This is a genomic window from Bradyrhizobium sp. WSM3983 (assembly GCF_000473045.1).
Taxonomy (GTDB): Bacteria; Pseudomonadota; Alphaproteobacteria; order Rhizobiales; family Xanthobacteraceae; genus Bradyrhizobium.
In genome coordinates, this window is record NZ_AXAY01000040.1 from 24,584 (window position 1) to 36,564 (window position 11,981).

General features: G+C 64.6%; 9 protein-coding genes and 3 pseudogenes. 3 read left to right on the forward strand and 9 right to left on the reverse strand.

The window, feature by feature from the left end; genetic code table 11:
* The first annotated feature begins 48 nt into the window (after positions 1–48).
* The 3 genes and pseudogenes from YUA_RS0136765 to YUA_RS0136775 form a co-directional block, all read left to right on the forward strand.
* Positions 49–1,593, forward strand: a complete 1,545-nt coding sequence (locus tag YUA_RS0136765; protein WP_027535133.1) for a hypothetical protein — start codon at positions 49–51, stop codon at positions 1,591–1,593.
* Positions 1,590–2,492 carry a hypothetical protein gene (locus YUA_RS0136770; RefSeq protein ID WP_027535134.1) on the forward strand — a complete coding sequence of 301 codons (903 nt, stop codon included), beginning with the start codon at positions 1,590–1,592 and terminating at the stop codon, positions 2,490–2,492. Before YUA_RS0136765 ends, YUA_RS0136770 begins: the two co-directional genes overlap by 4 nt.
* An 84-nt stretch (positions 2,493–2,576) precedes the next feature.
* Positions 2,577–2,795 (forward strand): annotated as a pseudogene (locus tag YUA_RS0136775) (type 2 isopentenyl-diphosphate Delta-isomerase); the annotation flags it as partial.
* Positions 2,796–2,806: 11 nt separating this feature from the next.
* Here YUA_RS0136775 and YUA_RS0136780 read toward each other — a convergent pair.
* From YUA_RS0136780 to ccoG, 9 genes and pseudogenes are all read right to left on the reverse strand, one after another.
* Positions 2,807–3,739 (reverse strand): polyprenyl synthetase family protein, encoded by a 933-nt coding sequence (locus YUA_RS0136780; protein WP_027535136.1) that lies wholly within the window; start codon positions 3,737–3,739, stop codon positions 2,807–2,809.
* A gap of 464 nt (positions 3,740–4,203) precedes the next feature.
* Positions 4,204–4,651, reverse strand: a pseudogene (locus YUA_RS46250) (helix-turn-helix domain-containing protein); the annotation flags it as partial.
* The gene (locus tag YUA_RS0136790; protein ID WP_027535137.1) at positions 4,648–5,595 is read right to left on the reverse strand and encodes an ArdC family protein; all 948 of its coding nucleotides are present in this window, start codon (positions 5,593–5,595) and stop codon (positions 4,648–4,650) included. The pseudogene YUA_RS46250 and the gene YUA_RS0136790, both read right to left, overlap by 4 nt.
* Positions 5,596–5,890: 295 nt before the next feature.
* On the reverse strand, positions 5,891–6,073 hold the full coding sequence (locus YUA_RS0136795) for a hypothetical protein (protein ID WP_027535138.1): 183 nt from the start codon (positions 6,071–6,073) through the stop codon (positions 5,891–5,893).
* A gap of 270 nt (positions 6,074–6,343) precedes the next feature.
* Positions 6,344–7,018: a helix-turn-helix domain-containing protein gene (locus YUA_RS0136800; protein WP_027535139.1), complete on the reverse strand. Its 675-nt coding sequence runs from the start codon at positions 7,016–7,018 to the stop codon at positions 6,344–6,346.
* 615 nt (positions 7,019–7,633) lie between these two features.
* Positions 7,634–7,780 (reverse strand): annotated as a pseudogene (gene ccoS, locus YUA_RS52160) (cbb3-type cytochrome oxidase assembly protein CcoS); the annotation flags it as partial.
* Positions 7,780–9,969 carry a heavy metal translocating P-type ATPase gene (locus tag YUA_RS0136815; RefSeq protein WP_027535141.1) on the reverse strand — a complete coding sequence of 730 codons (2,190 nt, stop codon included), beginning with the start codon at positions 9,967–9,969 and terminating at the stop codon, positions 7,780–7,782. The pseudogene ccoS and the gene YUA_RS0136815, both read right to left, overlap by 1 nt.
* An 11-nt stretch (positions 9,970–9,980) precedes the next feature.
* The gene (locus YUA_RS0136820; RefSeq protein ID WP_027535142.1) at positions 9,981–10,481 is read right to left on the reverse strand and encodes a FixH family protein; all 501 of its coding nucleotides are present in this window, start codon (positions 10,479–10,481) and stop codon (positions 9,981–9,983) included.
* A gap of 19 nt (positions 10,482–10,500) precedes the next feature.
* Positions 10,501–11,961: a cytochrome c oxidase accessory protein CcoG gene (ccoG, locus tag YUA_RS0136825; protein ID WP_027535143.1), complete on the reverse strand. Its 1,461-nt coding sequence runs from the start codon at positions 11,959–11,961 to the stop codon at positions 10,501–10,503.
* Positions 11,962–11,981 lie beyond the last annotated feature (20 nt).

Here is an 11,981-nt window from a genome sequence, read left to right on the forward strand (position 1 = left end):
CGTCTGCCCGATCCTGGTTCTCATCAACCGTCTGAAGGAACATCCCGCGTGAACGCGCTGTCCGAACAGATCCTTTCCGAATTGCGCCACCTGCTGAGCGAGATGAGCGATGGCGGCAGCGTCGGTCCGTCCGTCTACGACACGGCGCGAGCTCTGCAGTTCCACGGCAACGTCACCGGTCGGCAGGACGCATACGCGTGGCTCATCGCGCAGCAACAGGCCGATGGCGGATGGGGAAGCGCGGACTTCCCACTGTTCCGCCATGCGCCCACGTGGGCGGCGTTGCTGGCATTGCAGCGTGCCGATCCTGTTCCGGGTGCTGCCGACGCAGTCCAGGCTGCAACCCGGTTCCTCCAGCGCCAGCCCGATCCCTACGCGCATGCGGTGCCGGAAGACGCGCCGATCGGCGCGGAGCTGATCCTGCCGCAGTTTTGCGGCGAGGCCGCATCCTTGCTGGGCGGCGTGGCGTTTCCGCGCCACCCGGCGCTGTTGCCGTTGCGGCACGCGTGCCTGGTCAAGCTGGCGGCGATGGCGACGTTGCCGAGCGGCCATCCGTTGCTGCACTCCTGGGAAGCCTGGGGGACGTCGCCGACCACCGCATGCCCCGATGACGACGGCAGCATCGGCATCAGTCCGGCGGCCACCGCCGCGTGGCGTGCGCACGCCGTGACACAGGGGAGCACGCCGCAGGTCGGGCGTGCCGACGCGTATCTGCAGGCGGCATCGCGGGCGACGCGCAGCGGCATCGAAGGTGTCGTTCCCAACGTCTGGCCGATCAATGTGTTCGAGCCATGCTGGTCGCTGTACACCCTGCATCTGGCCGGGCTGTTTGCGCATCCCGCGCTCGCCGAGGCGGTGCGCGTGATCGTCGCGCAGCTCGACGCCCGCCTGGGCGTGCGCGGTCTGGGCCCGGCCTTGCACTTCGCGGCCGATGCGGACGACACCGCCGTTGCGTTGTGCGTCCTGCGCCTTGCAGGCCGCGACTCGGCGGTCGATGCGTTGCGCCATTTCGAAATCGGCGAGCTGTTCGTCACCTTCCCCGGCGAACGCAATGCCTCGGTGTCGACCAACATCCATGCCCTGCATGCGTTGCGACTGTTGGGAAAGCCCGCCGCCGGCACCAGCGCCTACGTCGAGGCCAATCGCAACCCGCACGGTCTATGGGACAACGAAAAATGGCACGTTTCGTGGCTGTATCCCACCGCGCATGCGGTCGCTGCGCTGGCGCAAGGCAAGCCCCAGTGGCGCGACGAGCGCGCCCTGGCGGCGCTGCTGCAGGCGCAGCGCGACGACGGCGGCTGGGGCGCCGGTCGCGCGTCCACATTCGAGGAAACCGCCTATGCGCTGTTCGCGTTGCACGTGATGGACGGGAGCGAAGAGCCGACGGGGCGCCGGCGCATCGCGCAGGCGGTGGCGCGTGCGCTGGAGTGGATGCTCGCCCCGGCGCATGCATTGCCGCAGACGCCGCTGTGGATCGGTAAGGAACTGTATTGCCCCACCCGGGTCGTGCGCGTGGCCGAACTCGCCGGATTGTGGCTGGCGCTTCGTTGGGGGCGGCGCGTCCTGGCCGAGGGAGCAGGAGCGGCGCCGTGATTCAGAGCGAACGCGCGCTGCAGCAGGTGCTGGAGTGGGGGCGTACCCTGACCGGGTTCGCCGACGAGCATGCCGTGGAAGCGGTCAGGGGCGGCCAGTACATCCTGCAGCGCATCCACCCGAGCCTGCGCGACAGCAGCGCCCACACCGGCCGCGATCCGCAGGACGAAACGCTGATCGTGGCGTTCTATCGCGAACTGGCGCTGCTGTTCTGGCTCGACGATTGCAACGACCTTGGCCTGATCGCGCCGGAGCAGCTCGCCGCGGTGGAGCAGGCGCTGGGGCAGGGCGTGCCGTGCGTGCTCCCCGGATTCGAGGGCTGCGCTGTGCTGCGCGCTTCGCTGGCCGCGCTCGCCTACGATCGTCGCGACTATGCTCAGCTTCTCGACGATACCCGGTGCTACTGCGCGGCGCTGCGCGCCGGACACGCGCAGGCAGCGGGGGCGGAACGCTGGTCCTATGCCGAGTACCTGCACAATGGCATCGATTCGATCGCCTACGCGAACGTGTTCTGTTGCCTGTCGCTGCTGTGGGGGCTGGACATGGCGACCTTGCGCGCGCGTCCGGCGTTTCGCCAGGTCCTGCGGCTCATCTCCGCGATAGGGCGCCTGCAGAACGATCTGCATGGACGCGACAAGGACAGGTCGACCGGCGAGGCCGACAACGCGGCGATCCTGCTGCTGCAGCGCTATCCGGCTATGCCTGTGGTCGAGTTCCTCAACGAGGAGCTGGCCGGCCATACGCGCATGCTGCACCGGGTGATGGCGGAAGAACGCTTTCCCGCGCCGTGGGGACCATTGATCGAGGCCATGGCGGCCATCCGCGCGCAGTACTACCAGACCTCGACCAGCCGCTACCGCAGCGACGCTGCGGGGGGAGGCCAGCGTGGGCCGGCCTGAACGCGCGCGAGGCGGCGCGTGCGCGGACTGCCGTCGGTCCGATCCGACGCAACGCCGTCGCCCGATGCGACGGATGGAGCGAGCATGAGCGACACCGCCCTGAGCCGGCGCAAGGACGACCATCTGGACCTTGTGCTGGATCGGCGAACGGCGCCGGCCACGGTCGCCGCCGGCGGGGAGTACATCCGGTTCGAACACTGCGCATTGCCCGAGTTGGACCTGACGCAGATCGACCTGCGCGCCTCACTGCTGGGCAAGACCATGCGCGCGCCGCTGCTAATCAGCTCCATGACAGGCGGGCTGTAATTCATTTCTCACAAAGGTTGTACGCATTCCAGCGCCGCTTGTTGTATCAGTCCGGCTTTTCCCGGGCCCGCTACGCCGTTGCAAAGCGCCTGGTTCAGCCAGTCAACGAAGGACCCTTTGTGAGGGCTGGCAGGAATGGTGTCACTTATCTGTTCGAGATACGCGTAAAATTTGGCGGCTGCACTATCCAGCCCTTGGCTGCGAACGATATTGGGTCGATTCAGTTGCGTGTCCACGCCAGGCAATTTGCCAAGCACCTCGACGCGGCCGACCGTGTCTGCGATGTCGTCGGCGATCTGGTACGCATGCCCGAGCAGTTCCCCCACCGTCGCCCATGGGGCCGGGTCAGCACCACCTGTCAGGGCGCCGCACGTGGCCGCCGCCACAAAGAGGGAGCCGGTCTTGTAATGGTGATAGCGGCCGATTGGGACGTGCGTCACGGCCTCCATCGACTGTCCGGCGATCAGCCCATGACTGGGGCCGACCGCTTCCGCGACCACCTCGATCATGCGCGCGACCAACTCAGGTGCCCGCGCAGCCTGCTGGCTTAGGTGTTTGAAAGCGGTCACGATCAAGGCATCGCCGGCCAGAACGGCGGTCGGCTCTCCGAATAGCCGGTGCACCGCCGGTTTGCCGCGGCGCAGCGCGGCGTTATCGAAGCAAGGCAGGTCGTCATGGACCAACGAGGCACAGTGCAGCAATTCGATTGCTGCCGCAGCTCTTGTAGCCAGCTCCGGATGGCTTGCGCCGGATGCATCGAAGACTTTCAAGCAGAGCTTGGGGCGCATCCGGGTGCCACCTGGAAACACTGCCGCTTCTAGCGCTTCCCGCAGATGAGTCGGCGACACCGGACTCAGAGCACTACCCATCGCGGCTCGCAGCGCCTGCTCGATGAGTTCGTCGCTAACGCCAACCACATCGACCGGGTGACTCGAAATCATATCGCATCTCCACTTGGCTTGCGCAGATGGGCTGACATCTAAAGCTATTGGTCATGGTTGATAGTAGCGACTGGAGCTTGGACCGGAACTACTGACCGGGCAGCGATCTGGGACCTAATTAGCAATTGGTGTGCCACCAGAGCATTTGTGCAGTGAATGCTTCAGTGGCGACGAAGGGTGCGCCTCGCCGGTGCGAGCCCCGAGGTTCAGGGTTGAGTTGCGGACATTATGTCACCGGCCAGATACGGATGAACGCCGTCAAATCTCTGAGCGAGCAGTCTGAAGGACAACCCAGCAATATGCGAGCTAATCGGGTCGAGCACCTTTCAAATGCAGCACGCGGCGCTCGCATCATGCCGTTTCCAGGACCTACAAGCAGCCCGCGGAGTGCTGCCTCCGAGTAATCCCAACTGATCGAACTAGCCTGAGAATGTGCGCAACCGCACACGATTGTCAGCTTTGCGTCCATTGAGCTGGACGGGGGTCTCGTCGAAGCAGACCAGAGGCCGCTCGTCATCCGGCGCTTCAGCATAGAGATCGAGCACGTCCTCCATGCGGGCGACGTATGCGCCATCGACACTGTCCTGCGCCACGGCTTGAGATCGTCGTCGGCCAGCCGGCGGCGCACAGTCTCACACGACAGGCTGTCTGATCGGTGAGTTTGACCATCGCGTCGGCCAGCAGCGTCAACGTCCAGCGTTTGCGACCGGCGGGCGGCCTAGCGCATGCTGTCGCCACCAGCAGGGCCTCTTCCTTGCCGGTCAGCTTGCGTTCCGCGCCAGGATGCGGCTCCTCGCTCAAGGCCCGCTCCAGATTGCCTTCCACGAAGCGGCGCTTGGTCCGGCCGACGGTGGAAAGGCTGACCCGGACGGCGAGCAAGCGTTCGCGCATCTCGGGAGTCAGGAGGATCATGCCGCGCTCCTGTCCATGTCGGGCTGGGTCTGGTCGTCGGCCGGCAGGAAGCCGAGAATCCAATCGGCCGCCTTGCTGGCCTGCGAGGCCGCCCGCACAATCGCGCGGTTGTCCTCTCGCAGGACATCCAGCCAGGAACCGATATAGTCGGCGTGCCGCACGGTCGGCACGATGCCGAGTGAAGCGCAGGAAAACGCGGCGCACAATTCGGCGATCAATTCCTCGAACGCGTATTTTTTCGTGCCGTACGAACCGCCGAGATCGCGGTTGAGGCGCGAACGATGACCGCAGGCATGGCCAAGCTCATGCAGCGCGGTCCGGTGCCAATTAATCGGTTCGAAATAGGCCGCCGGCGGCGGCACCTGCACGTAATCTTCTGCCGGCATATAGAAGGCGCGATGGCCGCCGATGCGAAAGTCGATGCCGGTTGCCTTGATCAGGGCCTCGACCTGCGGCTCGATCATGCCCGGCAGCGGCATTGGCGCGGTGGTCGCGATGTCGGCGGACAGTCCGTCGCATTGATCGGTGTTGAAGACCGTGAACCGCTTCAGGAATGGAACGGCCTGCGCCTCTTCGCCCGTCTCACGCGCACGGCGCCGTTCGTCGGCCGGCACGAAGCGGTCGGCATAGACCACGGTTATGCCGCGCTCGCCCTTGCGGACATGACCGCCAAGCGCAAGCGCCTGGCGGAAGGTCAGCCAGCTTTGGCCGGTAAAACCGCGCTCGATCACCGCCCCCCAGAGGATGAGAACGTTGATCCCGCTGTAGGGCCGGGCAGACGCGGCGTTCCTTGGCATCGACAGCGGCGCCTTTGCAGCCTCCGTCCCCCAGGGTTGAACCCAGGGCACGCGGCCGGCCTCCAGCTCGGCGATGATCTTGTCGGTGATTTCGTCATAAAGGCTTGCCCGGTCCTGACCGGTGCGCGCGCGAGGATGTCTGGACATCGCGGATCTTTCGCGACGGGCGCTGCAAGCCTCTCTCGCAGCTCCAACCCGTCGCGACCGAACCCGGCCAGCCCTCTCACTCTCGATGTTTGTTGTAGGAGCGTTATGTCTGTTGCAGGCGACGGCGTGCCGCCGCAAGAGCCTCAGACGAGCCCCCAGCCTTCGCGTCAGGGATGGAAGCCCGAATGGGTGAAAACCCGGCCAAAGGTCGGGGTTTCAGCGCAGCCGACAGCCCGGTCCCGCAGGGAGACGCACGGCAAATCCAGTGCGGGATGGAACGACCAGGCGCCTGGACCTAGACCTCTTCTCGAATCTTTGTCTGCGCGTCATAGATTCTGATCTGAAGCATGGGAAAACGCTTCTTCAGCTCTTCGGCACCCGTCTTGGCTCCGTCCCTGGTCGCAAATTCGGCCTTGAGTCGGCCATCTACTTCGAGCGCATATCCTGAAGCTGGCAATTCACGGGCAGCTGCAACCATCTTATTCCTTTTGCGCAGTGAGGAGATTGACGACAACGGCATACCGCGAGTCGCGCAAATCGCGCCAGCTCACTTAGATCTTGATTTGCTCCTCAACTGCAGAACTTTGATTCGCTGCCAGTTTAAAAATATCCTTTGAAATCAATCCAACTTTTATAAACCTGCAAAATTACAAACCAACCCACCTGGTTCGGGGGATGAGATCGGATGGGTACAGGCCCTTCAAAGGCGAAAGAGCTGGTGACAAAAGCGCGAAAGGAGATTCGATTGTCAGGCATTGATCCGGCTCAGCTCCACGCGGTTGCGGAGGACGATGCGGCGCGAGGTTTCCAGCGCGATGGTTCCGGACTGCGCCAGCTGGCTGAAGGTCCGCGACACCGTCTCGATCGTCAAGCCGAGATAGTCGGCGATGTCCTGACGCGGCATCGGCAATTCGATCGAAGGAGCGGCGGCATTGCGGCCCGCCATTTCCAGCAGAAACCCGGCCACCCGTTCTTCCGCGCTCTTCATCAGCACCATTGAGTGGTCGTGCATACGCTGCAGCTCGCGGACCGCAAGCGTCCAGAGCTGTTTGGCAACGACCGTTTCGTACTCGGCCCGGGCCATCACGGCGCTGCGTTTGGCGACCAGGATACGCGCCTCCCTGATCGCTTCCGCCGAGGCAAGATGCACTTCGCTGGCTTCGACATCGAAGATATCGCCGGGCAGATAGAAGCTGCCGATCTGGCGACGGCCGTCATCCAGCGTGCGACAGGTTCGCACCGCGCCGGAGATGACCTGGTAGAGGTATTCCGCCGGATCGTCTTCGCCGTAAATTTCAGCGTTGCGCGCAAAGCGTGTCGAAGCGCCGATCAAGCCGAGCGGGCCTTCGGGGAGCGTGTTTGACCGAACCGCAGCGGCCGGACGCGCGTGGATTGAGGACCCGGCGGTTGCGGCGGTGAGCATGGCAGATCTCCGGTTTCGATCGTCGGTGACGGCAGTCTGCCCGCTTCCCCGGGTTTCGAAACTCGTGTCATTCCCCTAAGTATAAATCCGGAGGCACCCGCAATCTTGCCGGTTGTGCGGCGGTTCATGCGCCCGTCAATGCAGCTCAAGGCGGCCCGCGCATGTTTGCGCTATCATCGCCGCCATTCGTCATGATGGCGGAATGCAGCCATGATTCGACCAAGAGCATTCTTGTCGCGCCTGCTGCGCGATAAATGGCGCGAGATCGCTAGTAGCACCGTTGTCGTGAGATCGAGGTTGCCATGCTTGACGGCTGTATCCTCATGTGCGCCGCCTGATGCCTGCGTCACGGCGTCGGTTGGCTCGATGCCGAAATGCTGAGGCAGGTCGATGGTACTGCCACGCACTGGCGCTACGGGCGGCGGATGACGGCGCCGATCAGCTGCTGTTGATGGGTGGGCGGCCATGGCTGAGCGGTGGCGATCTTGCGGTTTGTCGAAGCTCGCTCGGTTCGCCGCGCAGACGTCCTGGTGGGCCCTTCTGATGGCCTTCGCCCGCCTTGCGATCGCGGTGCTGACGCTGGGCGCTCGCCGGGTGCGCCGAGGTGGAGAATGTCTCAGGCGGCTCATCGTCGGCGATCGCCCGCCAGGCGGCGCCATCGAGATCGTCATACTGGCCGTTCCTGAGGGACCAGAGAAAGGCTGCAAGCCCGAGGGCACCGAGCATGATCGCAAGCGGCACCAGATAGAGCAGGACTTCCATCAGGCAGCTTTCCTCTGCCGGCGCGCGCGCAAGGCGTTCAGCATCACGAGCAGCGATGAGCCGGACATCGCGGCCGCGGCGATCAGCGGCGTCACCAGGCCGGCCATGGCGAGCGGAACGGCGAGCGCGTTGTAGATCACCGCGAGCCAGAGGTTCTGTCGCATCAGCCGCAGCGCCTTGCGCGAAATGGCGATCGCGGCTTGCACGGGTGCAAGCCGCTCGCCGAGAAACACCGCATGCGCCACCGACTGACTGAGGTGCGTCGCGGTGACCGGCGACATCGAGGCGTGAGCACCGGCCAGCGCCGGCGCATCGTTCAGGCCGTCTCCGACCATCAGCACCTTGTGGCCGTGGCGCGCGAGCTCGTCGATGCGGGCGATCTTGTCGACCGGGGTCACCTCGGCACGCCATTGGCAAATGCCGAGCGCTTCGGCAGCGGCCCTGACGGCCGGCTCCCGGTCGCCGGACAGCATTTCGACGGACAGACCCATGCGATGCAACGCGCAGATAACCTCAGCGGCATCGGGCCGGATGCGCTGACGGACTGCAAAGACATGGCGCATCAAGCCATGTCGAAACGCGACGACGGACGCCTCGGGATCGTTCTGAAGAATCTGGTTCGCCGCCTCATCGGCGCCGCACCAGGACGGCCGCCCCAGCCTGATGTCGACACCATCGACCACGCCGGAAACGCCCTGTCCCGGCACCTCCGTGATGCCCGGCAGCGGCGCTTTGGCGCCGGCCGCACGCGCAACCGCGGCGGCGACCGGGTGCCGGCTCGATAGCGCCAGGCGGCCGGCCAAATCGAAGACATCGGCAGGGATTGACCCGGCATTTGCGACGTCGAGTTCAGGCAGAGTCAGCGTGCCGGTCTTATCGAAGATCACCCGATCGACCTCGGCGATCCGCTCGATCGCCTCTCCCGCATTGAGCAATACGCCCGAGCCGAACAGGGCGCCGGAAGCCACGGTCTGAACGGCTGGGATGGCGAGTCCAAGCGCGCAGGGACAGGTGATGATGAGGACCGCGATGGCAATCACGATGGAATCGTGGAGCGTGGCGCCTGCGATAAGCCAGGCGATCATCGTCAGCAGTGCCGTGGCGTGAACGAGGGGGGCATAAAGTCGCGAGGCACGTTCGGCGAGGCGCAGATAGCGCGACCGCGATTGCAGGGCATTTTCCAGCAGCCGCGAGATTTCAGACAGTAGCGTTGCTTCGGAGGCCGCAGAGACGCGCACGCGCAACGCGCCGGACCGCACCAGGGTCCCGGCGTAGACCGCACTTCCGGCGATTGCGGTCGTTGGCCGTGTCTCGCCGGTGATCAGGCTTTGGTCGAGCTCGGAGCGGCCGCTGAGGACAGCGCCGTCGACGGCCGACCGCTCGCCGGGACGGAGCAGCACGATGTCCCCGGGGTGGATCGCGGCGACGGGAACGGTGCGGATCTCCTCGTCAGTGACGAATTTTGTTGCCGTTTCCGCCTTCAGCGCGGCAAGATTGCTCGCAAAAGCGCGGGTGCGCCGCCGCACGTTCTGGTCGAGATAGCGGCCTGCCAGCAGGAACGCGATCAGCATGATTGCCGCGTCAAAATAGGCGTGCTCGGCATGCGTCGCCGTTTCGAACAGCGACATCGAGAGCGCCAGGGCGATGCCGATCGAAATCGGCACATCCATGTTGACGCCGCGCGCGCGGAGCGCCGCGCAGGCCGACGCAAAGAACGGCTGGGCCGAATAGGCTGCCGCCGGCAGCACGATCAGCGCCGAGAGCCAATGAAAGAAATCGCGCTGCTCGCCCAGCATGTCGCCGAGATTGCCGAACCAGACCGGCACCGACAGCATCATCACATTCATCGCCGCGAAGACAGCGACCCCCAGGCGCCGCAGCAGCGCGCCCGCGAGATCGGCTTCCCGTGTCTCTGCGCCTGCCGGCTCGAATGGATAGGCTTTGTAGCCAAGCTCGGCGAGACGATCGACGAAGAGCGCAGGATCCACCGCGCCCGCCTTCCACTCCAGCGCCAGGCGCCGATCGGTCAGATTGACTCGCGCCAGGGTGACATCCGGGATCTGCGATAGATTGCGCTCGATCTTGGCCATGCAGCCGGCGCAACAGATGCCGTCGACCGCGAGATCGAGGCGCAGGTGATCCGGGCCGGATTTCTTCAGGAAGTGCGAAAAATCGATGGTCGATTGCATGGCAGCACGCCTCAATTCAGAACGACGCGGTTGCGCGATAGGAACAGGCGCTTTCCGTCCCGGTCGGCCTCGATCACCAGGTCCCACTGCCCCACCGCAACGCCGTGCGCAATTCCGTGGTAGTTGCCGCCGCCCCCCTCGATCATCGCAAACGCCTGGTCGGCTCGGCGGTCGGTCGGCCGCTCGAGCCGGCCGAAGACCGACAACCCGGCAAGCGGCGCGCCGTCCGGCGCCTTCGCGTCCAGAGCCAGCCGGGCCGTCCCGCCGGCTTGACGTTCGATATGCGCATCGATTTTCCAATCGCGCCCGCTCTGCTGATGCGCAGCCTGGATGTCCTTCTGATAGGCAAGGCTCGCACGATAGGCGCTGTCGACTTCGGTTCCCGGCAGCGTGGTAATGGCAAGCCGCATCATGACCGCGTTGACGCCGATCACGACGGCAAAGAAAGAGACCACGGCGATCAGGACGAAGCGTCCGGTGATGGGCCATATGGCGGATGAAGACGTTGTCATGTCCGGTTTCCTTCCGATTTCAGGGCGTCACAAAATGATCGGTGGCGGAGGCAACCTCGCCGAGCCCGATGTCGGTGATGCGGAACTTCACCGGCTGGGTCTTCTCCGCTTTCTCGCCGACAGGCGCGGTCACCAGCACCCGCAACTCAGTGGTGGCATCGCGCGCGAGGACGATCATCGGCCGGTCCGGCGTGACGGAATCGACGCCGACGATGTGGATCTGCGCATTGGCGGGGCCGTCGACATCGACGACAATCACGCGATCAAATCCGCGCTTGTTGAGGAAGCGCAGCGTATAGCCGTTGCGGATGGCGCCGGCGCTGAGCTTGACCGCCACGGGGTTACGGTCGTGCAGCACGTTGACGTCCAGCAGCGACCGCGTCAGTAGCGTATGCAGCATCACCGCGCAAACGATAGTGATCAGCGACGCATAGACCAGCGTCCGGGAACGGATCGGCTTGAAGACTTCCGTCTTGCCGGATGTCCGCCGCTCCACATTGATGTCGTTGTCGTAGCCGATCAGGCGCATCGGCCTGCCGATCCTCTTCATCACGTTGTCGCAGGCATCGATGCAGAGGCCGCACTGGATGCAGCCGAGCTGCGCGCCGTTGCGGATGTCGATGCCGGTCGGGCAGACCGCGACGCACTGGTTGCAATCGATGCACTCACCGATCTTCTCGCCGAGCGCGCGCAGGTCTCGTCCCTTCTTCGTCGAACAACGCGGCTCGCCGCGGTCGTATTTGTAGGTGACGTTCAGCGCCCATTCATCGGTGAGCGCGGCCTGGATGCGCGGCCATGGGCACATGTAGAGGCAGACCTGCTCCCGTGCGTGGCCGGCCAGGAGATAGGTCGAAGCCGTCAGAATGCCGATCCAGATGCAGGCGATCGCCGGCGCCTGGAACGTGGCGAGATCCCTCACCAGCGTCGGTGCATCGGAGAAATAGAGGACCCAGGCGCCGCCCGTCCACCAGGCGATGATCAGCCAGATCGCGTATTTCAGCACGCGCCGCGCCAGGCGATTGGCTGTCAGCGGACCCGCATCGGCCTTGATTCGCGCGCGGCGGTCGCCCTCGCTCCAGCGCTCCACCGCATAGAACAGGTCGGTCCACACCGTCTGTGGGCAGAGATAGCCGCACCAGATGCGGCCGCCGAGCGCATTCATCAGAAACAAGGTGAAGGCAGCGAGGATCAACAGCCCGGTGAAGTAGTAGAACTCCTGCGGCCACAGCTCGATGAAGAAGAAATAGAAGCGCTGGCTGGGAAAATCGATCAGCACAGCCTGGTCGGGCGCGCCGAGGCCCCGATTCCAGCGCACCAACGGCAGCAGGTAATAGACGCCGAGGCAGAGCGCCATCAGCCCCCATTTGATCCGCCGGAACGTGCCGGAAATCCGCTGCGGATAGATTTTCTTCTGGGGTGCATAGAGCGGCAGATCATCATCGCCGGCCATCAGCACCTTCGAAGTGACGTTCTTGGTCATCGGAAGGCCCATCAAAATCC

Bases quoted from the DNA above. Each gene is read 5' to 3' on its own strand.
- YUA_RS0136780 (WP_027535136.1), bottom strand. From the start codon at position 3,739: ATGATTTCGAGTCACCCGGTCGATGTGGTTGGCGTTAGCGACGAACTC.
- YUA_RS0136790 (WP_027535137.1), bottom strand. From the start codon at position 5,595: ATGTCCAGACATCCTCGCGCGCGCACCGGTCAGGACCGGGCAAGCCTT.
- YUA_RS0136795 (WP_027535138.1), bottom strand. From the start codon at position 6,073: ATGGTTGCAGCTGCCCGTGAATTGCCAGCTTCAGGATATGCGCTCGAA.
- YUA_RS0136800 (WP_027535139.1), bottom strand. From the start codon at position 7,018: ATGCTCACCGCCGCAACCGCCGGGTCCTCAATCCACGCGCGTCCGGCC.
- YUA_RS0136815 (WP_027535141.1), bottom strand. From the start codon at position 9,969: ATGCAATCGACCATCGATTTTTCGCACTTCCTGAAGAAATCCGGCCCG.
- YUA_RS0136820 (WP_027535142.1), bottom strand. From the start codon at position 10,481: ATGACAACGTCTTCATCCGCCATATGGCCCATCACCGGACGCTTCGTC.
- ccoG (WP_027535143.1), bottom strand. From the start codon at position 11,961: ATGACCAAGAACGTCACTTCGAAGGTGCTGATGGCCGGCGATGATGAT.